This is a genomic window from Hydrotalea flava, from assembly GCF_001623405.1.
GTDB classification, from domain to species: Bacteria; Bacteroidota; Bacteroidia; order Chitinophagales; family Chitinophagaceae; genus Hydrotalea; species Hydrotalea flava.
Window position 1 is genome coordinate 208,749 of the sequence record NZ_LUHG01000100.1, and the last position, 20,788, is coordinate 229,536.

Consider the following 20,788-nt stretch of genomic DNA (forward strand, 5'->3'; position numbering starts at 1 on the left):
ACAAATAAAGTAAAGGGCTTTTTTAAAAATGATGATTAAAACCAATTAGTAATATCTGAGTTTTAATTCTACCCTCCTGTTCATGGCTCTGCCTTTGGCAGTTTTATTATCAGCAACAGGTTTTTTAGAACCATAACCGGTTGCATGCAACCGATCGGCACTAATACCACCTTTATCAACAAAGTATTGCATTACCGCATTGGCACGTTTAACACTTAAAGCCTGGTTTACAGCTTCACTACCTACGTTATCTGTATAACCTTCAATATCTAATTTTAAATTAGGATCATCTTGTAAAATTTTTACCAATTCACTTAATGGCTTGTAAGAATTCGCAATTAATTGTGAACTACCTGTTGAGAAAAAGATGTTTTTGGCAATGCTATTCACTCTCACAATTACCTCTTCTTTTACAACAGGGCAACCAAAGTTTTCTTTTACACCAAAAACATTGGGGCATTTATCTTCTTCATCATTAATGCCATCCCCATCTGAGTCTGGCACCGGGCAACCCTGATAACGTGCAACTCCTGCCACATTCGGACATTTGTCTTCATCATCATTAATGCCATCCCCATCTGTATCAGGAATGGGGCAACCATTATATTTGGGCAAACCCGGAACGGTAGGGCATTTATCATTATCATCAGTAACGCCATCACCATCTGTATCAGGCACAGGACATCCATTGTATTTTGCAACACCGGGTACTGTGGGGCATTGGTCTTTATCATCAGTAATACCATCATCATCAGTATCTTTTGGTACTTCCTTTACAGGTGGTGGTGGCGCAGCCAATTTTACCTGTTTTTTGCCGGGAGCAATGGGTGAGGCAAAACCTAAACTATATTGAAAATTATAGTTGGTTAAATCTGAAATCCCCAAATGATAGGAATATTGCAGATTAATAAAATTGCCTTCGCCCAAATTAAATTGCAAACCTGTTCCAACTGGAATATAGGCTCCAAAATAAGTGCCGGCATACATGGATGCACCAACTCCGGCAGATAAATAAGGCACCATAAAATACTTATCTGTTAATAATTTTAAATTTACACTGGCATCGGCTTCCAATAAAAATTTATCCTGAAATGGTGCTTGTACACCACTCTTGTATAGGAATGGATATTTTAAGAATGAACCTCCAATACCCGCCATAAAATCTAAATGATCTGTTAAACCTTGAAAATACTGCACATTTAACCCCGGCGACATATCCTTCATTTTTGTCCATTGGCGATTCTCAAAAACAGTAGTAATTGAACTGCTGCCAATTAAATCGGGGGTTTTAAAATCCTTGAGAAAGAAATTGATACTCAAAGAAGGCCTTTTTATCAGCTGTGTTGCTTCCTGGCCGAATACAGAAAGCATACCGCCAATACTGATTAAAAGTAGTAGGGTTTTCTTCATAATGTTAATTTTATTGTAGCAAAAATAAAGGGGTTATTCAATTTTAATAAAATTATTACAATTTTAATATTCAGTTAATGTTAACATCCTCATTCCAACGTGTCTTTATCTACCTCTTCTACCCTTACTTTCACCAGTCCACGCTTCATAAATTGCAGTTTTCGGGCAGCAGTTCTGCTTAAATCAATTACCCTCCCTTTTTTGGCCATGTGCTTGCTCATTCTGTCATTAATCCGCACAATCACCGATTTATCATTTCTCAGGTTAGTTACCCTTACCCAGGTATTCAATTTAAAGCTGTTGCTGGCTGCTGTCATATTTTTGTTATCAAAACGCTCTCCGGTTGCGGTTTTGGTACCAGTTAAATTTAAACTGTAAAAACTGGCAATACCAGTTACCGTTTTGGGCTTTTTTACAGCTATGGAATCCATGCTATCCTGGCACTTTCCAATTACAGCAAGGCTTAAAAAAAACAAAAAGTTAAGTAAAAAAATTTTCATTTGCTATTATTTAGTTTAAAAAACTACCGCCGGTTCATTATTATTCTATATGAACATATCGGCCAGCGGTTACTTACTTTCATCCAAAATGGAGTTAAGTATTGATTAACAAGATCTTATATACCATTATAAGCATCTTGCAATAAATAATTTCTATATACTGTATATATTAGTGTGTATAAAAAAGTTGTTATCGCAACAATCTAATTTAACCGAAAATGCGACATTTTAGCAGGATGATACCTGAAATATTAACAAACTCAACTCCAAAGTACATTCATTGTAAACTACATAAAGGATATTGGTTTTATTGTATTTGCTTTTGTGCAATGTTTGGCTGTGCCTTTCACCCAAGTACTGTGCCAAAAAATGAAAATACAGCATTCATATCAGAAAATCTACACAATTTTAAACATTTTGATGCTGCATTTGATTGTTTGCATATGATAAACCTGAATGAATTTGTACCTAACATTTACATTGACTTGCGTTATGCCGGAAATGATAATTTTATGCATACCCCTATGTATCCTTTCCATACGGCTATTGCCTATGCCAGAAAACCGGTAGCTGAAGCTTTAAAAGCAGTACAAGAAGCATTGAATGCAAAAGGATTATCCTTAAAAATTTGGGATGCCTACCGACCTTATGCAGTTACTGTGGCATTTTGGAAAAGGGTGCATGATGAACGATATGTAGCCAATCCTGCTAATGGCAGTGGCCATAACAGAGGTATTGCAGTAGATGTTACTTTGGTTCAATTACATAACGGTATGCCATTAGACATGGGTACTGATTTCGATAATTTTACGGATAGTGCGCATGGTAATTTTAGTCAATTTCCATCGCAAATATTGGCGAATCGAAAACTATTGCAGGATATAATGACAACACACGGGTTCAAGGCTTTGCCTACTGAGTGGTGGCATTTTAGTTGGATCAATGCAGCAAATTTTCCTGTTCTGAATATTCCTTTTAAAAAGATGAAAAAAATAGTACAATAATTTGTAGGAATGGAATTACTGAAGAAATTTTTGTGTTTTTTCAATCCCTGTAATATCCATACTACTTCTTATCTGAAGCTGAATATTCTGAATCCATTCGGCGCAGCCACGTTGGTATAAATGCTCATTAATGGCTTGTATTACCTGCATCACCGCATCATATTTTCCTTCAATTACAGTAGCAAAAGGCCCAACTTCATAATCAATACCCGACTGTTGAATAATTGCAATGGCTTCATCTACCCACTCGTAGGGATGCTTATCTGTAACAATTGGCATAATTTGAATGGACGCATTAACTATGAATTGATGCATAATATAAATTTTATATTTCAAAAATATTTACAATTGCATTCAAAGAAATAGTTCCATAAACATGAGGAAACTGATCCTGTAAGGTTGGAGATGATTCGTATTTTAAAGGAACATTTAATTGAAGGGTATCAATGGTTAATTGAAGTAAATTAATTTCACTGGCATAATAACGTTCTAGCACGCCGGCAATTTGCTTATAGGAACAACAATGAATAAACCCTTCAGATTGCAACGAAGGGGCCGTATAATAGCCCAATTGCAGCGCAACAGCCCATTGTTGTTTTGTAGTGATATGATAAATTATTGGTGACATTATTTTATAACATAATTTTCATCAGAGATCCATTATTTCCAAACACGTTGTATCGCTTGATTCAACAGCATTAAATCGGCCAGCACCATTGCTGTTACAGCTTCTAATACTACCGGCACACGAAGTGCAATACACAAATCGTGACGGCCTTTTATAGAAAATGGCTCAACAGTATTGGTTTCCCAGTTGAGTGATTCCTGCTCCTTAGGTGTAGAAGAAGTTGGTTTAACAGCTACTCTAAATATGAGCGGATTATTATTCGTAATACCCCCAACCACACCTCCTGCATGATTGGTTTTTGTTGTTCCATCTTCTGCAATGATGGTATCATTGTGTTCAGAACCAAACATTTTAGCCGCAGCAAAACCGGTTCCAAATTCAATACCACGTACGGCAGGAATGGCAAAAACAGCATGCGCTAATAACGATTCTACTGAATCAAAAAAAGGCTCGCCAAGCCCCAAAGGCAAACCGGTTACCACACATTCTACAATTCCGCCTACAGAATCTTTGGCTGCTATCGCTTTTTCTAACCCTGCTTCGATGGATGAAAGGCCGCCAATTTCGGTAATGGTAGCCTTTACTGATATATGCTGCAATAATTTTTTTGCAATAACACCTGCCGCAACCAGACAAACTGTTAAGCGACCACTAAAATGTCCGCCGCCACGATAATCTTCAAAACCACCAAATTTTTGATGTGCCACAAAATCAGCATGACCGGGCCTGGGAATGGCTCTTTGTTTAGCATAATCCGTACTACGTGTATTATTATTTTCAAATAAAATCGTTAAGGGTGCCCCTGTGGTAAAATCATTAAAAACGCCGCTTTTAATGATGGGCAAATCAGATTCCTGACGCGGAGTGGTTCCCTTTTGTACTCCACCCTTTCTTCTTTCAATATCTTCTAAAAAATCCTCTACCCGAAGTGGTAATCCTGCCGGTATCCCATCTATACATACACCCGCACTTTCGCCATGCGATTCGCCAAATATTTGTACCCTGAAAATTCTGCCAAATGCGTTCAAAGCCTGTAATTTTAATTGTTAATGATGTAAAGATACAACTGCGCCTAATGCAGAAATATGGTGATAAAAATCGGGGTAAGATTTGTTAATAGCTTCTGCAGATTGAATCACTACCGGACCTGTTGCCTTTAAGGCAGCCAGGGCACATGCCATTGCAATACGATGATCATGCCACGAAGAAACGGTTGAAGCAAGTAAATCATTCCCACCCTCTATTAACATTAAATTCCCCTGCAATTGAATGTGTACACCCATTTTCCAAAACTCTTCCTGCAAAGTAAGCGCTCTGTTACTTTCTTTATGTGTAAGCCGTTCAGTACCCTCAATAACGGTAGTGCCTTTGCAATAAGCTGCCAGAGCAACCAATGGCGGAAATAAATCCGGACAATCTGTTGCATTAAAATGAAATGCCTGAAGGTTGCTTTTCTGAATGTGAATTTGATTGGGTTCAATAGAAATAAGGCAACCGGTATCTATCAGTGCCTGCAATATAGCTTTATCGGCCTGTGTTGAATGAATATCTAATCCCTTAACAGTAATATTTCCCGCTATTGCACCGGCCACCAATAAAAAAGCCGCCCCACTCCAATCGCCTTCTACTTCATATTCTACAATATTATTTTGTGAAGTAGCATGCCATGCTTTATCAAAATAAAAAGAAGTATATCCGTTATTCTTTGGTGTTTTTAAACCAAAGTGTTCCATTACTTTTAACGTTAAATCAATATAAGGTTTACTTTTTAAATTATTTACGGAAATGCTTACATCTTTAGCATCGGCAGCAGCATATGCCATTAATAAGCCCGTTAAAAACTGCGAGCTGAGGGTACCATCAATTGTAATATTGGCCGGTGTTAATGGGCCTGTGACCTGTATAGGTAACTTGCCCTGATTGGTTTGTACTTTTACATTTAACTGTGGTAATATTTCATGAAAAAAATTCATGGGGCGCTGTAATAAGCTGCCTTCACCGGTAATAGAAATGGCAGTAGTATTGAGAGCTATTAAAGGTGTAAACATTCTGATACCTAACCCACTTTCTCCACAATTCATTTGATGGGTATTGGCATGTATTCCTTTTGAAGCAATAATTAAACGGTTGTTTTCATTTTGAATAGTAGCCCCAAGCTGCTGAATTACCTGCAGTGCCGCTCTGTCATCATTTGAATAGCCAGGGTTATTTATAATACTGGTACCCGTTCTCACTAATGCTGCAGCACATGCTCTTTGCATAGAACTTTTAGAAGCAGGTGCCTGAAGAGTGCCTTTTATTTCAGAAGGATGAATCGTTGCAATCATTGAATCAAATTAAACTAAATTATTTTATAAATTTTTTCAAGATCTTTCAATGGAATGGGTAAAATAATACCCTTTCCAATTTTTTCAATCAGAATATAGTGAACAAACTCTTGCTGCCGTTTTTTATCCATTTGCAGCATATTCATTACCTTTTTTGTATCAAATACAAAATGAGTAGGCAGACCATATTGGGTTAACAATGCCGATATACGTTCGGGCTGTTTAAAACCCAATATTTGTTGAGATAAAATGGCTGCATAGTGAATGCCAATTGCTACTGCATGACCATGTGAAAGGCTATATTGGTTTTCAATGGCATGACCGAGTGTATGCCCCAGATTGAGTAATTTTCTTTCCCCTTTTTCAAATTCATCGGCTTTTACAACCAACATTTTTAGCTGTACATTTTTTTGTATCAGCTCATTCAATTTTTGTTTGTTTTTCTTGAGTAAAGCAGGTGATAATTTTTCTAAATTTCTGAACATGGCTGCATTTTTAATACAGGCATGTTTAATAATTTCTGCAAAACCGTTCTGCCATTCTGCATCAGGAAGAGTTTTTAGAAAATGTGTATCATACAATAAAAATGCAGGTTGACGAATGGTGCCCATTAAATTTTTGTACAATCCAATATCAATCCCATTTTTTCCACCGATAGAGGCATCTACCATTGCCAGTAAAGTAGTTGGTACAAAACCAAAAGCCACACCACGCATATAAATGGCTGCAACAAAGCCTGTAATATCGGTAACAACGCCACCCCCTACACCAACCAATGTTGCTGTACGGTCGGCCTGCAACTGAATTAATTGTTCAATAATGTATTGAACTGTTGCTATGTTTTTGTGGGCCTCACCTGCAGGTATAACAATGGTTTTCCAACCTTTAAAATAGGTTGTATGTAATGGAAAGATGTTGGTGTCGGTAATAATAAAAGTGTTTGCAGGTTTCAGCATTTGCTTCAATTGCCGGAATGATGCATCGAAATAAAAATCAGTATGTTGCTGATTGAATCGAACAGATTGATGCAGCATATATAATTAGTTTATTAAATGTAAAAAAAACAAACAAGATGAGAATGTGTTTATTCATTAAAAATGGAACATATTACACCAAAGGTGAACAACAAATATGGCTATTATACAAAACAGCCAATAACAATTGATGTTATTGGCTGCCATTAATTTAAGAATTCATGATTTTATTTTGATGGTTAATACTTTCCATGTGTACTGCATCAAAATAACGGGTAATAAATTCTTTGCTGAGGCCTAATTTTTCGCCTTTTGCATAAGCTCTTTCTAATATTGCATTCCATCTGTTGGTTTGAAGAATGGTGATATTGTTTTCTTTTTTGTAAAGGCCAATTTTTTCGGCTGCCTTCATACGTTGACCCAGAATTTGCATCAGTTCATCATCCAGATGATTAATTTGTTGACGCAATTTTTCTAATGCTGCATGGTATTCTTCAGATGGTACATCTTCTTTTCTCCAGTTAATATTGCCAATCATTTCTCCCAACCGTTCGGGGGTTATTTGCTGTTTGGCATCACTCCATGCATTATCAGGATCAATGTGGCTTTCAATAATTAACCCATCATAATCCAAATCAATAGCAGTTTGCGCAACATCCTGTAAAATATCGCGCCTGCCGGAGATATGAGAAGGATCATTAATCATTAACATGCCGGGATTTCTTCTTTTCATTTCAATAGCCAAATGCCACATGGGTGCATTTCTATATTCTGTATTACCATAAGAACTAAAACCACGATGTATTAATCCAATATTTTGAATACCGGCTTTGGCAATGCGTTCTACTGCCCCTGTCCATAATTCCAGATCGGGATTAATTGGATTTTTAATTAATACCGGAATATCAACACCGCGCAATGCATCAGCAACTTCCTGTACACTAAAAGGATTAACGGTTGTACGTGCACCAATCCAGAGTACATCTACATCAAAATTAAGCGCATCTTCTACCTGTTTGGCAGTAGCTACTTCCACCGTGGTAAATAATCCGGTAATTTTTTTAGCTTGTAATAACCACGGCAATCCCTTTACGCCAATTCCTTCAAATTGTCCGGGACGTGTACGGGGCTTCCAAATTCCAGCCCTTAACATATCTACCTTTCCCGTTGCGGCCAAACGGGTTGCGGTTTCTAATACCTGTTGTTCTGTTTCAGCGCTACATGGGCCACTAATAATGAGTGGGCGCTTTTGCCACACATCCATGATGTTTTTTGTTTGTTGGGTTGCCTGCTCCATCTTCATTCAAATTGTAAGTGATGATTAATTGGTTGTTACAGCAAAAAATAGAATAATTGTTGACCGCACTAATCTATTTATTTGCAAAAAAATTTATCGCTCATTGGCTTCATTCATTCTGATTTTGCGGCCACGATAGTTTTTACCATCAATGGCTTTGATCATTTTAGCAGCAGATTTTTTTTCAATTTCAATCCAGCTGTTCATATCTCTTAAATCAATTCTGCCTAAAACATCTTTTTTCAAATCGCTCATATCTAAAATAAACTGAAGAAAACTGGCTTTATAAAAGCCATCTTTACTTCCCAGATTAATGAATAAGCGAGTGGTATCTGCACCAGACAAATTACTATGCCTGTCTGAAGCACCTCTTCTGCCATTTTCGTTATTACCGGTTACAGCATTGCGCCCTACTGGTTCCCTTCTTTCTCGTTTAGCTTCTCTTAAGTTTAAATCTTCTGCGTTTTCATAATATTTAAGGAAACGGTCAAACTCTAATGCTGCAATTCGGGTTAAAACTTCTTCTTTTGTTATGTCGGCAAATTTTTCACGCAGCATGGGTAAATAGGATGCATACCTGTCGTTTGATACATCGGTTTGCAACAATTTATCCATGAAGGCATAAAATTGTTTACGGCAAACATCTTTACCGGTGGGTAATTCTAATTTATGGAAAGTTGTTTGTACCAATTTCTCAATTGAACGTATTTTGTATACTTCCTTTACATGTATTAAACTCATGCAAATACCGGTACTTCCTGCACGGCCGGTTCTACCACTACGGTGGGTATATACTTCAATATCATCAGGCAAATCGTAGTTAATAACATGGGTAATTTCTTTTACATCAATTCCCCTTGCTGCCACATCGGTGGCTACTAATAACTGTAATGCCTTTTCTCTGAATTCGCCCATTACTTTATCGCGTTGTTGTTGTGATAAATCGCCATGCAAGGCATCAATATCATACCCGTCACGGGTTAATTTTTCAGAGATAGATTGTGCTTCGGCTTTGGTTCTGGTAAAAATGATGCCGTAAATACCGGGATTAAAATCAATTAACCTTTTCAATGCTTCATATTTGTGATGTGCATTTACCACATAATACTGATGGTCGATATTTTTATTGGTTGTATTTACTTTACCCACGGTAATTTCAAAAGGTTCTTTCATGTAGCGTTTACTAACCTTTTTAATTTCGGGAGGCATGGTAGCGCTAAACAACCAGGTAGATTCTCTTTTGGGTGTATTTTCCAGAATGAACTCAATATCATCTTTAAAGCCCATGTTCAACATTTCATCGGCTTCATCTAATACCACATAACTGATTTGTTCTAAGTTAATGGCTTTTCTTTCAATTAAATCGATTAAACGGCCAGGTGTTGCAACTACTATGTGCACACCTTTTTTCAGGTCGCGAATTTGCAAGCCAATGGAGGCGCCTCCATATACTGCCACTACCTGAATGTTTTGTTTAAATTTTTTAAACAATTGAATTTCGCTTACAATTTGCAGGCAAAGTTCTCTTGTAGGGCATACAACCAATGCCTGGGGGTATTTCTGATTTTCGTTAATTAACTGAAGTAAGGGCAATCCAAATGCTGCAGTTTTACCGGTTCCGGTTTGTGCCAATCCAATTAAATCTTTTGTTCCACTCAATAAAACCGGAATTGCTTTTTCCTGTATGGCTGTAGGATTCACGAATCCTAATGATTCAGTAGCCTTTACTAAATTTTCTTCTAATCCTAACGCTTCAAATGTTATCATGTATTCTTAAATTTTGTGCAAAGGTAGATTATATTATCCCCTTGCTTTGTTTTGTTTATGTAACTTGCACAGTGCGCTATTTCATTTTTAAAGCGTTTTGTGCCTTCCGTTTTTATTGAAGAATGCGTTTTATTTTATTAGCATTCTCCATTAATTCTATTAAATAGGTATAATTTTCTTTTTCCAGACAGGCTTTAAATTTTCTCAATTGTACAATATGCTCATTCAGTACATCCAGCACATTTTCTCTGTTTTGCATAAATATGGGCCCCCACATAGCGGGATTACTTTTAGCCAACCGAACTGTACTTTCAAAACCACCACCGGCCAAATCAAAAATGGCATCTTCTTCTTTTTCTTTTTCCAACACAGTATTTGCCAATGCAAATGAGGTGATGTGTGAGATATGACTTACATAAGCCGCATGCACATCGTGTGCATCGGGAGCCATATACACCAAATGCATTCCTAATGCTTTGTACACCCCTTCCATTTTTTGCACAGCTAAACCATCTGACAATTCTTTTTCACATATAACACAGGACCGGCCTGCAAAAGCATCGTGTACAGCTGCCTCGGGGCCACTGTATTCTGTACCCCACATAGGATGTGTTGCCACCAGTCTGCGCCGCATGGGATGCTCTTGCACTGCTTTACAAAGTGCCATTTTGGTGGAGCCTGCATCGGCAACAATTTGTTGATCATTGATTTGATCTAAAATATCCACAACAACAGGAATGGTAACATCCACCGGGATGGCCACATAAATTAAATCGCTTTTTTGGATTGCCTCTTTTAAAGGAAGTGCCTCATCTATCAATCCTAATTGAAGCGCTTTTTGTTCACTTTCCCTGGTTCTGCTAACGCCAATAATATGTTTGGCCATACCCTTTTCTTTTAAGGCAATGGCAAAAGATCCGCTGATTAATCCAACACCTACTATTGTTACATTGTTAAACATGAGTTCATTTACTTAATTCGATGAATGGCTTCCATTAATTTTTCTTCTGTTGCACAAAGGCTTATCCGTACATATTGATTACCTGCTGTTCCAAAAATACCTCCCGGTGTAATAAAAATTCCGGCATTGTATAAAACGAAATCACTTAAATCAAAACCATCTTTTACATGCTTAGGAACAGCTGCCCAAACAAATAACCCCACCTGATTTTTTTGATAGGTGCATTGCAATAAATCGAGTAATTCAAAAACCTTCTCCCTGCGTTTGGTATAAACTTTATTCAACTCCATAAACCAATCTTTCCCTAATGAAAGTGCTTTTGCAGCGGCTAATTGTAATGGCAAAAACATGCCACTATCCATATTACTTTTAAAGCGCAATACTTCATCAATTCTTTCTTTCCTGCCACACAACATTCCCACACGCCACCCGGCCATATTATGGCTTTTGCTTAATGAATTTAATTCTATCACTACATCTTTGGCCCCATTCACCTGTAGCATACTAACCGGATGTTCATTCAAAATAAAACTGTAGGGATTATCGTGAACAATTAAAATTTGATGCCGGTGTGCAAATACTACCATTTTTTCAAATAAGGCCAAATGCCCGTTCTGACCTGTAGGCATGTGCGGGTAGTTTACAAACATTAACTTCACCTTCGACAAGTCTTCTTGCGCCAATGCGTTGAAATCTGGTGCCCAGTTTGCTTGTTCCTTCATTTCATAATTTCTGCAAATACCACCTGCTAACGTAACTGCACTGCTGTAGGTTGGATAACCAGGATTAGGAACCAAAACTTCATCTCCCGGGTTCAGATAGGTCATGCAAATATGCATTAACCCCTCTTTGCTGCCTATTAGTGGTAAAATTTCCGTCTCGGAATCTAAATCAACCCGATACCATACCTTATACCAGTCGGCAATTGCCTTTTGCAATACCGGTGAGCCCTTGTATGATTGATAGCCATGTACATTGGGCAAAACTGCATTTTGTTGCAATGCAGCAATTACATCTGGATGCGGAGGCATATCAGGACTGCCAATACCCAAATTAATAATTTGCTTCCCTTCGCGGTTCAAAGTATCTATTTCTCTGAGTTTACCGGAAAAATAATATTCTCCCACTCCCTGTAATCTGTCTGCAATGGGTATCATATTAAATATTTCCATTTTTATAAATACCGAAATTTTTAAACATATCGATATGAGGCTTCAAAAGTTTTAATACTTTATTCAATTCGTTTACATTTTCAAATTCCATATCAGCATAAAAGCTGTACTTAAAATTAGTACCGGCAATAGGCATACTTTGCAGCTTACTTAAATTGATGCCATTATCGGCAATAATGGTGAGCACTTTAGCCAGACTTCCTTTTGTATGATCGGTTGCAAAGTGAACGGTTGCTTTGTTTGCATCGGCAGCCTCGGTTGCATCCTCTGTACGTTCTACTACCAGGAAACGGGTGTAATTATTTTTCTGTGTTTGAATATTGGGGGCAATGATATCCAATTCATACAATTCTGCTGCCAATGAACTGGCAATAGCTGCAATCGCTTTTTTATGTTGTGTACTTAAAATCTGTGCGCTTAATGCAGTATCTTCCGTTTCAACCAATTTCCAGTTATGTTTTTCTAAAAACTCCAAACATTGCTGAATAGCCATGGGATGTGAATGCACTTCTTTAATATCTTCTAACCGAACACCCGGATCAACCATAAGGTGTTGCTTAACCGGCAAATACACTTCTCCGGTAATTTGCAGATTACCTTTCTGCAATAATCCGTAATTGGGTAATATGCTACCCACAATAGAATTTTCAATAGCCATTATACCACCATTACTTTCCTTTTTGGTGCCGGCTATTTTTACCAGATCTTTAAATGTGGCACATGCTATAATTTCTACATTTTTACCGAAGTATTCGATGGCAGCCATGTGATGAAAACTGCCTTCATAACCCTGAATTGCTATTTTTTTTTTCATAAAATAAAAAATCCCGGCTTTAGGCCGGGTGTTATATTGGTTGTTTTAAAATTAAACATTGGCAAATTACACCCGGCTACTATTGAATAAAGTAGTAATAAAAGAAAAAACAGAAACCGGTATTTGCTGTAATTTGTTTCATAATGCCTCAAAAATAAGGCATTCAAAAATCACCACAAAAAAAATTTTAAATATTTTTAAAAACTAACATGCTTTAGTTTTTAATTATTTATAATTTATATACTAATTATATTACATGAGGTATTGATATGAAATGATCTAAAAAAGGGTACAAATTGTTAAAAATACTCTGACTTTACCGAAAGAAAAAAGCCCTTCCGTGGAAACGGAATGGCCTCTAACGATTGCTTGCCATATGAAAAACTCTTCTATACTTTACTTCGGCTGCAGGCTGCCTTTTGAAGTAAGTATGTTTGCTTATTGCAATTATTTTTTAGCAGCGCTATCTACTTTTGCAGCAGCGCTATCTACTTTTGCAGCAGCAGTATCTACTTTTGCAGCAGCGCTATCTACTTTAACGGCAGTTGTTGAATCAGTTTTTGCTTCATCAGATTTTGCATTGTTGCAGGCTGCCATAACACCGGCTACTGCTAAAACGGCTAATAATTTTTTCATTGTTGTGAGCTTTTTTTGTGAATGAATTTTCTATTAATACCACACTGTAATAAAAGGTAACCCTGCCACAAGATTTTTTTTGAAATAATATTTTAAGTAATTTTTGGGTTACTTTTACCCTCCTTCAAGTATTAAAAGTACATCGCGTGAAAGCTGAGTTTAACGAACAGGAATTACTGAAAGGTTTGGCAAGCAACGATACCAGAGTTATTGAAATCATATATAAAGAAAACTTTAATATGGTACAGTCTTTTATTCTCAATAACAATGGTACTTACGATGATGCCAGAGATATTTTTCAGGAAGCTATGATTGCGCTATATGAAAAAGCAAAAAGCGAATCATTTGTTTTAACCTCTAAAATTAGCACGTATGTATATTCCATATGCAGGAGATTATGGCTTAAACGATTACAACAAATGGGCAGATTTGTTCAACAAATTGATGGCTTTGAAGAGACTGTTCAGGTGGAAGATGACCTTGAGATTCATGAAAAACGCAACGCCGAGTTTGCAATAATGGAAAGGGCACTCAATAGTTTAGGTGAACCCTGTAAAAGTTTATTGGAAGGCTATTATTTGAAAAAATTAGATATGCAGGAACTGGCCAAATCGTTTGGGTACACCAATGCAGATAATGCCAAAAACCAGAAGTATAAATGTTTAACCCGATTGAAAAAACTATTCTTTGCACAATATAATATTGGAGAATAAATACAATGGAAGACATTCTTTTAATACAAGCAATTGAGCGTTACCTGGATGGTACCATGTTACCTGCCGAAAAAGCCTATTTTGAACAGTTGCGAAAAAATACGCCCGAAATTGATCAAATGGTGGTTGAACATAGCATGTTTTTAGCACAAATGGATGCATTTGCCGACCGCCAGCAATTTAAACAGGCATTGCACCAAAGCCATCAAAAACTGATGGAAAAAGGTGAAATTAACGAAGGTTCGGCCATCCATACCAAAGGCAAAATCATCATGCTTTGGAACCGGTACAAAAAAGTTACCTCCATTGCTGCCAGCGTTGCAGGCGCTATTGCCATTATAACCAGTGCTATGTTTGCTTATTTTAGCCCAGCAGTTAATGTTAGTCAGTTGCAACAGTTGAGCAAAGATATTGAGGTAATTAAACGTAACCAACAAGTACAAGGCTCATTAATTAATGAAGTGAAAAGCAAATTGCCTGAAAATGCCCGTTTAATTAGCGGCGGTACCGGTTTTTTAATTGATACCAAAGGCTATCTTGTTACCAACGCCCACGTTTTAAGAGGCTCCGGTGCTATTGTTGTAAATAACAAAGGACAGGAATTTACTGCCAGTATAGTAAATATTGACCCTGCTATTGATTTGGCTATTTTAAAAATTAATGATAAAGATTATCAGCCACTGAAATTTTTGCCTTACAGCATTGCTAAAAAAAGCGGCGATTTAGGGGAAGAAATTTTTACTCTGGGCTATCCCAGAAATGAAATTGTTTACACGCAGGGTTATTTAAGTGCAAAAACAGGTTTTGATGGAGATACTTTAAGTACACAAATTCAAATGAATTCTAATCCCGGTAATAGCGGAGGCCCTGTTTTAAACAAAAAAGGTGAAGTAATTGGTATTTTAAGTACACGCCAAACCCATGCCGATGGTATTACTTTTGCTATCAAAAGCAAAAATATTTACAGCTTAGTGAACCACTTAAACAACAATGATTCGGAAAAAAATAGCACAAAAATTAAACTCCCCTTAAAATCATATATTGCCAATAACAACAGAGAAGAACAGGTGAAGAAAATGGAAGATTGTGTGTTTTTGGTGAAGGCTTACAATAACTAAGTAAAGTTTTATAACATTAAAAAAGCCACCTCATTAAATCGGGTGGCTTTTCTGTTTTAAACAATGGAATGAACCCATTATTTCCACAAATATTCAGGATATGCTCCTGATTGTACCAATGCTTCAATGCTTTTTTTCACTTCCGGCGCATCTTCTTTATAAGTAACCCCAAACCATTGGGCAGATGTAGGCAATACTTTTACCACGCCTAAATTTCTTTTCACAAATTCATCAACCACTAAAGGAATAAAAAATTCTGATTTAATATTTTTGATATGCTTATCGAGAAATTCACCAAACAATTTTTCTGCCAGCGCAATAATGTTGGGATGAAAACCGAAGAAATTCATACTGACAGGGGTATTATCTGGCAAAGTACCATTCCCGTTTTCCTCTTCAAATATAATTTTTCCGGATGTATGATCTCTATAAATTTTTGTTCTTTCCTTGATATTCACCAATTGTTGTGCTTCATTTACAGAACAAACACCGCGGCTTACACTTCCATTGCCACTCAGTGTTTTCGATAATTCATAACCCATAATGGCATAGGTTGTTTCATTGCATTCCTGCTGCAAAAATTTAGCAGCTTTTTCAAAAGCTTCTCTTCCATAAAAATCATCTGCATTGATGATGGCAAATGGTTCAGTTATTTTCTCTTTACAGCATAATAATGCATGGGCTGTACCCCAGGGTTTTACCCTATCAGAAGGAACAGTGTGGCTTCCCACAAAATCATGTATGTGCTGGTACACATAATCTATTTCAATTTTACCATTTAAACGGGGCTCAAATTGTGCTTTAAAGGCATCTGCAAATTCTTCACGAATTATAAAAACTACTTTCGAAAACCCACTTCTAATGGCATCAAAAATAGAATATTCCATAATGGTTTCGCCACCGGGACCAAAAGCTTCTGTTTGTTTCATAGAACCATACCTGCTGGCCATACCTGCTGCTAAAATAACGAGTGTTGGTTGCATAATTGTAAATTTGAATCTTTGCGAAGCTAAAAGATAAGTTTAAAACATCCAATAGTTTTATTACAAATACATGCTGCATGTTTACATTACCTTTTGATAAAATGCCCTATTTGCAAGCCATTCCACTAACTTATGCAGTTGTTAACCAAAACATAACACTCACTGTTTTGCGATTAGATGTTATTCATCCTGAAGTAAGTGGTAACAAATGGTTTAAATTACAATTTTATTTAAATGAAGCTTTTCAAAAAAAAAGCAGCCATATTGCTACTTTTGGGGGTGCATATTCCAATCATATTTTAGCAACAGCTGTAGCCTGTAAAATGGCAGGCATGCCTTGTATTGGCTTTATAAGAGGTGAAGAAAAAATTACCCCTACACTGAAAGCTGCTGCCAACGCCGATATGGAATTGCATTTTATCAGCAGAACAGATTATCGGAATAAAACCCTGCTGCAGCAGCAATTTCATCAATCCGGTTATTATTGGGTGCAGGAAGGCGGTTATGGTGAACCGGGTGCAGCAGGTGCAGCAACCATACACCGGTTTATTCCTTCGCAAACCACCCATATTGCCGGGGCTGTTGGCACAGGTACCATGCTGGCAGGATTACTAAAGGGTGCAGTACCACACCAAACTATTTTAGGAATTCCCGTTTTAAAAGGCGCCGAAAATATACAGCAGGATATTGCACTACTGGTAAAAGAACAGGAAAAAATGAAACAAATGGTTTGGTTGAATACCTATCATTTTGGGGGCTATGCAAAACACAACAATCAGCTACTGCAACAAATGAATGAATGGTGGCAATTATACCGCTTACCTACCGATAAAGTTTATACAGCAAAACTTATGTGGGCTGTTTTCGATTTAATAGAAAAAAATTATTTCCCTTCAGGAAGTAATATTGTAGCTGTTCATAGTGGCGGTTTACAGGGTAATGCATCCTTGTTACCGCATATTTTGAAGTTTTCATAACAGCATCACCGCTATATTTGTCTGAATGAAACGTATTTATTTCCTTGCCGTTGTTTTTCTAGTTTGTGGTCAATTGCCTGCACTTGCACAGCAAAACGATACCTTGCCCAATTTTTCGGTGCATGCGCTCACTAAAAATAAAAATCAAATCAGTTGGATCAATCCACATCCAGATTGCAATCAATTAGTTGTGCAGCGCTCTTACGATAGTTTAAAATTTTTTACCAGTATTTTTTCGGCCCAATCGCCAGAATTGGTGCAAAACGGATTTGTAGACAATCAGATTACACCGGGAGTTACAGTGTATTATCGTATTTTTTATGTACTGCAAGGAGGTAAATATTTTTTTACTGCTTCCCAATCGCCGGATAATTTAAAAGTTATGGCAGATGCCCAAAAAAATAACCAGATTTTATTATCGGGTCAACCTACGCAAAATAATGAAACGGTTATCATGTTCCGCATCTTTAATAAAGAGCGCGATTCGTTATTGTATATGCTGGAACCCAAAGATTACAGGCATTTTAAAGATTCAATTGCTACAAAAACCAAAGACACGCTAAGTATAGTAGCAGAAAATGAAATTATATTAAGAAGGTATATTCCAAAAATGGTGTGGAAGCCATCTGTATTTGTTTTTACCAATAATAAAGGCTATGTAACCATTGCTTTACCCAATGCAAAAGCACATGATTACAATGTAAAGTTTTTTAATGACAAGAATGAATTGCTATTTCAGATGAATGGGATAAAAGATCCATATCTGGTAGTAGATAAATCTAATTTTTTACATGCAGGCTGGTTTTATTTTGAACTGTATGAAGACCACCACCTGAAAGAAAAAAACAAGTTTTATATAGAAAAAGATTTTTAAACTGCCCATCCCACCTCAAACACCTTTGCAAAGTTTTCTTTTACGTGTTGTTTTACCTCATCCATGGGAATAGGCATTCCCAACTCTTTTTGCAGCGAGGTAACCTGTTTATTTTGAATACCACAGGGTATAATATTGTTGAAATAATTTAAATCGGTATTGATGTTGAAAGCAAAACCATGCATGGTAATCCACCTGCTGCATTTAATACCCATAGCACAAATTTTACGTTCAAAACCCTTTTTATCCGGATCAATCCAAACACCGGTTTCGCCCTCACTGCGGCTGCCTTTTATACCATAAATTGCCAATGTTTGAATGATAACTTCTTCCAAACTGCGCAGGTACCAGCCTAAATCAGTTTTAAATTTATCTAAATCAAGAATAGGATAACCAACAATTTGTTGCGGACCATGAAAAGTAATATCACCGCCTCTGTTAATATGAAAAAAATCAATACTTTTTTCCTTCATTTCAGCTTCTGAAATCAAAATATGTTCGCGTTTTCCGCTTTTACCCAATGTATAAACGGGTGTATGTTCAACAAAAAGCAAATAATTTTTGGTTTGTTTCCGGGTAACTTCATTCGATTTTAAGGCTACATTGGTTGCAAGCAGTTGCTCCTGAAAATCCCATACACTTTTATAATCTTTTAAACCTAAATCTTCAAAATAAACCAACCGCTCCATAACTGAATAAATTAAAATTGAATATAAATTTCAGCAGCACTTTTCAAAGTATTTCTTCAAAGTAATTTGGCAAAGTTACAAAAGCAGGCCGTTGAAAATAATACATTTTTATGGCCTGCACCTATATTTGCAATAATGAATATGGAAGACATTCAAATACCTGCTGAAGAAAACAATGAAAACCTTTATGAACGCAAAGCGTTTTCAATTGATAAAAATCAGGAACCCATTCGTATTGACAAATGGTTACAAATGCGATTGGAAAATACCACACGCAACAAAATTCAGAAAGGTATTGAAGCAGGTTTCTTAACCGTAAATGGAAAAATTGTAAAGAGCAATTACAGAATTAAACCCGGCGATGAAATTGTATTACTCAGTTTCAATAATCCTGAATATACCGAAGTTAAAGCTGAACCCATTCCTTTAAACATAGTGTTTGAAGATGATGCCATTATGGTCATTAATAAAACAGCCAATATGGTGGTGCATCCGGGAATAGGTAATTATACCGGCACATTACTGAATGGTGTAAAATATCATTTACTGCAACAAAACGCTGCTTTAAATGAAGATGAATTGCCGCGTTATGGCCTGGTACATCGTATTGATAAAAATACAACCGGTTTAATTGTGTTGGCTAAAACTGCCGATGCAGCCGCACATTTGGCCAAACAATTTTTTCATCATACCGTTAAACGAAAATATGTGGCATTGGTGTGGGGAAATATAGAAGCAGATGAAGGTACCATTGATGCACATATTGCCCGGCACCAGCAATATAGAAAAATGTTTGCCGCATATCCCGATGGTGAAATTGGCAAGCATGCCATTACACATTACCGTGTGTTGGAACGATTTAATTATGTGACATTAGTTGAATGTGTGTTAGAAACCGGAAGAACCCACCAAATAAGGGTACATATGAAATATTTAGGCCATGCCCTGTTTAATGATTTTGAATATGGTGGCGATAAAATTTTAAAGGGAACCATTTACACCCGTTACAAACAATTTGTTGAGAATTGTTTTACTGTTTGTAACAGATGTGCATTACACGCAAAAACGCTGGGCTTTGTGCATCCGGTTACGGGCAAAGAGGTATTATTTGAATCTGATTTACCGACCGATATGGCACAGGTAATTGAAAAATGGAGAAACTATATTCAACACAAAAACATAACAGATTGACAGTTTACCACTTCATCAGAAATTTGTTGAAACAATGCGTACTGCATGCTCCCATTGCACTCACAAAGAATGAACGAATAGATCGTCAAACCCACCGCGTTATAAAAAAAGTTTTACAAAATGAAGGCATTGGTGTAGATGTAGGTGCTCACAAAGGAAAAATTACAGCAATGATGGTAGCGGCATCACCCCGCCAACAACACTATGCTTTTGAGCCCATCCCACAATTGTTTAAACATTTAGAAAAAAAATTTAATGAAAAAGTAAAGGTGTATCCTTATGCATTGAGTAATAGTACAGGCATTTCAACCTTTAATCTGGTTACAACCAATATGGCATACAGTAGTATACGAAAAAGGCCTTATGACCGGCATGAATTAGATGACTACATACCTGTTAACTTAAATACGTTAGATGCAGTTATTCCTTCATCCATCCAAATACAGCTAATTAAAATAGATGTGGAAGGGGCAGAGTTTTTAGTATTAGAAGGCGCTATGCAAACCATACAACGCTGTAAGCCCATAGTTTTGTTTGAATTTGGTAAAACCGGTGCCGGTGTATATGGTATTCCTTCCAGAAAAATGTTTGCCTTATTTAACCAAACACTGCGCTATAACATTTTTACTTTAAGCGGATGGCTACAACAAAAAGAACCACTTACTTATGCCCAATTCAACCATTTTTTCATTCATGAAAAAGTTTATTTCTTTTTAGCGGCACCTCAACCGGATTAATCGCAAAGTTTTACAG

The 20,788-nt window shown here is 36.8% G+C and carries 22 protein-coding genes; 7 read left to right on the top strand and 15 right to left on the bottom strand.

All coding sequences use genetic code 11. The annotated features are described in order from the left end of the window. Positions 1-45: 45 nt before the first annotated feature. Both A0F92_RS13010 and A0F92_RS13015 read right to left on the bottom strand, forming a co-directional pair. On the bottom strand, positions 46-1,410 hold the full coding sequence (locus tag A0F92_RS13010) for an OmpA family protein (protein ID WP_068246896.1): 1,365 nt from the start codon (positions 1,408-1,410) through the stop codon (positions 46-48). An 89-nt stretch (positions 1,411-1,499) separates the two neighbouring features. Continuing rightward, the gene (locus tag A0F92_RS13015; RefSeq protein ID WP_068246900.1) at positions 1,500-1,910 is read right to left on the bottom strand and encodes a septal ring lytic transglycosylase RlpA family protein; all 411 of its coding nucleotides are present in this window, start codon (positions 1,908-1,910) and stop codon (positions 1,500-1,502) included. Positions 1,911-2,269: 359 nt separating this feature from the next. Between A0F92_RS13015 and A0F92_RS13020 the strand changes: the two genes are divergently transcribed. Then, positions 2,270-2,914 (top strand): M15 family metallopeptidase, encoded by a 645-nt coding sequence (locus A0F92_RS13020; protein ID WP_167517085.1) that lies wholly within the window; start codon positions 2,270-2,272, stop codon positions 2,912-2,914. Positions 2,915-2,929: 15 nt separating this feature from the next. Here A0F92_RS13020 and A0F92_RS13025 read toward each other — a convergent pair whose 3' ends face one another. The 11 genes from A0F92_RS13025 to A0F92_RS13075 all read right to left on the bottom strand — a co-directional run bounded on the left by A0F92_RS13025 (position 2,930) and on the right by A0F92_RS13075 (position 13,490). After that, entirely contained in the window at positions 2,930-3,229 is a 300-nt protein-coding gene (locus A0F92_RS13025; RefSeq protein ID WP_068247138.1) for a thiamine-binding protein, read from the bottom strand. A 10-nt stretch (positions 3,230-3,239) separates the two neighbouring features. Further along, positions 3,240-3,542, bottom strand: a complete 303-nt coding sequence (locus A0F92_RS13030; protein WP_253810456.1) for a DUF952 domain-containing protein — start codon at positions 3,540-3,542, stop codon at positions 3,240-3,242. A 32-nt stretch (positions 3,543-3,574) separates the two neighbouring features. After that, a complete protein-coding gene (locus A0F92_RS13035; protein WP_068246906.1) occupies positions 3,575-4,570 on the bottom strand; it encodes a chorismate synthase in 996 nt (331 codons plus the stop codon). An 18-nt stretch (positions 4,571-4,588) separates the two neighbouring features. After that, positions 4,589-5,869: a 3-phosphoshikimate 1-carboxyvinyltransferase gene (gene aroA, locus A0F92_RS13040; protein ID WP_068246909.1), complete on the bottom strand. Its 1,281-nt coding sequence runs from the start codon at positions 5,867-5,869 to the stop codon at positions 4,589-4,591. A 14-nt stretch (positions 5,870-5,883) separates the two neighbouring features. Beyond that, a complete protein-coding gene (aroB, locus tag A0F92_RS13045) occupies positions 5,884-6,903 on the bottom strand; it encodes a 3-dehydroquinate synthase (RefSeq protein WP_068246912.1) in 1,020 nt (339 codons plus the stop codon). A gap of 151 nt (positions 6,904-7,054) precedes the next feature. Further along, the gene (locus A0F92_RS13050) at positions 7,055-8,140 is read right to left on the bottom strand and encodes a chorismate mutase (RefSeq protein ID WP_068247142.1); all 1,086 of its coding nucleotides are present in this window, start codon (positions 8,138-8,140) and stop codon (positions 7,055-7,057) included. 93 nt (positions 8,141-8,233) lie between these two features. Further along, on the bottom strand, positions 8,234-9,907 hold the full coding sequence (locus A0F92_RS13055; RefSeq protein ID WP_068246915.1) for a DEAD/DEAH box helicase: 1,674 nt from the start codon (positions 9,905-9,907) through the stop codon (positions 8,234-8,236). A 112-nt stretch (positions 9,908-10,019) separates the two neighbouring features. Next, positions 10,020-10,868, bottom strand: a complete 849-nt coding sequence (locus A0F92_RS13060; RefSeq protein ID WP_068246918.1) for a prephenate dehydrogenase — start codon at positions 10,866-10,868, stop codon at positions 10,020-10,022. An 8-nt stretch (positions 10,869-10,876) separates the two neighbouring features. Further along, entirely contained in the window at positions 10,877-12,040 is a 1,164-nt protein-coding gene (locus A0F92_RS13065) for a pyridoxal phosphate-dependent aminotransferase (RefSeq protein WP_253810458.1), read from the bottom strand. Further along, on the bottom strand, positions 12,027-12,854 hold the full coding sequence (locus tag A0F92_RS13070) for a prephenate dehydratase (RefSeq protein WP_068246921.1): 828 nt from the start codon (positions 12,852-12,854) through the stop codon (positions 12,027-12,029). The genes A0F92_RS13065 and A0F92_RS13070 overlap by 14 nt, the downstream gene beginning before the upstream one ends. 447 nt (positions 12,855-13,301) lie before the next feature. Next, entirely contained in the window at positions 13,302-13,490 is a 189-nt protein-coding gene (locus A0F92_RS13075) for a hypothetical protein (protein WP_068246924.1), read from the bottom strand. Positions 13,491-13,636: 146 nt separating this feature from the next. On the opposite strand from A0F92_RS13075, the gene A0F92_RS13080 reads away from it, so the two are divergent. Both A0F92_RS13080 and A0F92_RS13085 read left to right on the top strand, forming a co-directional pair. Next, complete coding sequence (locus tag A0F92_RS13080) at positions 13,637-14,203, top strand: RNA polymerase sigma factor (protein ID WP_068246927.1); 567 nt, start codon at positions 13,637-13,639, stop codon at positions 14,201-14,203. Between the two features lie 5 nt (positions 14,204-14,208). After that, positions 14,209-15,321 (top strand): S1C family serine protease, encoded by a 1,113-nt coding sequence (locus A0F92_RS13085; RefSeq protein ID WP_068246930.1) that lies wholly within the window; start codon positions 14,209-14,211, stop codon positions 15,319-15,321. 77 nt (positions 15,322-15,398) lie between these two features. Here A0F92_RS13085 and A0F92_RS13090 read toward each other — a convergent pair whose 3' ends face one another. After that, entirely contained in the window at positions 15,399-16,304 is a 906-nt protein-coding gene (locus tag A0F92_RS13090; protein WP_068246933.1) for a nucleotidyltransferase family protein, read from the bottom strand. A gap of 77 nt (positions 16,305-16,381) precedes the next feature. Between A0F92_RS13090 and A0F92_RS13095 the strand changes: the two genes are divergently transcribed. Beyond that, the gene (locus A0F92_RS13095) at positions 16,382-17,281 is read left to right on the top strand and encodes a 1-aminocyclopropane-1-carboxylate deaminase/D-cysteine desulfhydrase (RefSeq protein WP_167517087.1); all 900 of its coding nucleotides are present in this window, start codon (positions 16,382-16,384) and stop codon (positions 17,279-17,281) included. Positions 17,282-17,306: 25 nt separating this feature from the next. Further along, positions 17,307-18,155: a hypothetical protein gene (locus A0F92_RS13100; RefSeq protein ID WP_068246936.1), complete on the top strand. Its 849-nt coding sequence runs from the start codon at positions 17,307-17,309 to the stop codon at positions 18,153-18,155. Here the strand turns inward: A0F92_RS13100 and lipB are convergent. Then, positions 18,152-18,844 carry a lipoyl(octanoyl) transferase LipB gene (lipB, locus tag A0F92_RS13105; RefSeq protein WP_068246939.1) on the bottom strand — a complete coding sequence of 231 codons (693 nt, stop codon included), beginning with the start codon at positions 18,842-18,844 and terminating at the stop codon, positions 18,152-18,154. The two genes, A0F92_RS13100 and lipB, sit on opposite strands and share 4 nt — an antisense overlap. A gap of 141 nt (positions 18,845-18,985) precedes the next feature. Here lipB and A0F92_RS13110 point away from each other — a divergent pair, with 141 nt between their 5' ends. Together A0F92_RS13110 and A0F92_RS13115 are read left to right on the top strand one after the other, a co-directional pair. Beyond that, the gene (locus tag A0F92_RS13110) at positions 18,986-20,035 is read left to right on the top strand and encodes an RluA family pseudouridine synthase (protein ID WP_253810460.1); all 1,050 of its coding nucleotides are present in this window, start codon (positions 18,986-18,988) and stop codon (positions 20,033-20,035) included. Beyond that, positions 20,032-20,772, top strand: a complete 741-nt coding sequence (locus A0F92_RS13115; protein WP_167517088.1) for an FkbM family methyltransferase — start codon at positions 20,032-20,034, stop codon at positions 20,770-20,772. The genes A0F92_RS13110 and A0F92_RS13115 overlap by 4 nt, the downstream gene beginning before the upstream one ends. The last annotated feature ends 16 nt before the right edge of the window (positions 20,773-20,788 follow it).

Bases quoted from the DNA above. Each gene is read 5' to 3' on its own strand.
- A0F92_RS13010 (WP_068246896.1), bottom strand. From the start codon at position 1,410: ATGAAGAAAACCCTACTACTTTTAATCAGTATTGGCGGTATGCTTTCT.
- A0F92_RS13015 (WP_068246900.1), bottom strand. From the start codon at position 1,910: ATGAAAATTTTTTTACTTAACTTTTTGTTTTTTTTAAGCCTTGCTGTA.
- A0F92_RS13025 (WP_068247138.1), bottom strand. From the start codon at position 3,229: ATGCATCAATTCATAGTTAATGCGTCCATTCAAATTATGCCAATTGTT.
- A0F92_RS13030 (WP_253810456.1), bottom strand. From the start codon at position 3,542: ATGTCACCAATAATTTATCATATCACTACAAAACAACAATGGGCTGTT.
- aroA (WP_068246909.1), bottom strand. From the start codon at position 5,869: ATGATTGCAACGATTCATCCTTCTGAAATAAAAGGCACTCTTCAGGCA.
- aroB (WP_068246912.1), bottom strand. From the start codon at position 6,903: ATGCTGCATCAATCTGTTCGATTCAATCAGCAACATACTGATTTTTAT.
- A0F92_RS13050 (WP_068247142.1), bottom strand. From the start codon at position 8,140: ATGGAGCAGGCAACCCAACAAACAAAAAACATCATGGATGTGTGGCAA.
- A0F92_RS13055 (WP_068246915.1), bottom strand. From the start codon at position 9,907: ATGATAACATTTGAAGCGTTAGGATTAGAAGAAAATTTAGTAAAGGCT.
- A0F92_RS13060 (WP_068246918.1), bottom strand. From the start codon at position 10,868: ATGTTTAACAATGTAACAATAGTAGGTGTTGGATTAATCAGCGGATCT.
- A0F92_RS13065 (WP_253810458.1), bottom strand. From the start codon at position 12,040: ATGGAAATATTTAATATGATACCCATTGCAGACAGATTACAGGGAGTG.
- A0F92_RS13070 (WP_068246921.1), bottom strand. From the start codon at position 12,854: ATGAAAAAAAAAATAGCAATTCAGGGTTATGAAGGCAGTTTTCATCAC.
- A0F92_RS13075 (WP_068246924.1), bottom strand. From the start codon at position 13,490: ATGAAAAAATTATTAGCCGTTTTAGCAGTAGCCGGTGTTATGGCAGCC.
- A0F92_RS13085 (WP_068246930.1), top strand. From the start codon at position 14,209: ATGGAAGACATTCTTTTAATACAAGCAATTGAGCGTTACCTGGATGGT.
- A0F92_RS13090 (WP_068246933.1), bottom strand. From the start codon at position 16,304: ATGCAACCAACACTCGTTATTTTAGCAGCAGGTATGGCCAGCAGGTAT.
- A0F92_RS13095 (WP_167517087.1), top strand. From the start codon at position 16,382: ATGTTTACATTACCTTTTGATAAAATGCCCTATTTGCAAGCCATTCCA.
- A0F92_RS13100 (WP_068246936.1), top strand. From the start codon at position 17,307: ATGAAACGTATTTATTTCCTTGCCGTTGTTTTTCTAGTTTGTGGTCAA.
- lipB (WP_068246939.1), bottom strand. From the start codon at position 18,844: ATGGAGCGGTTGGTTTATTTTGAAGATTTAGGTTTAAAAGATTATAAA.
- A0F92_RS13110 (WP_253810460.1), top strand. From the start codon at position 18,986: ATGGAAGACATTCAAATACCTGCTGAAGAAAACAATGAAAACCTTTAT.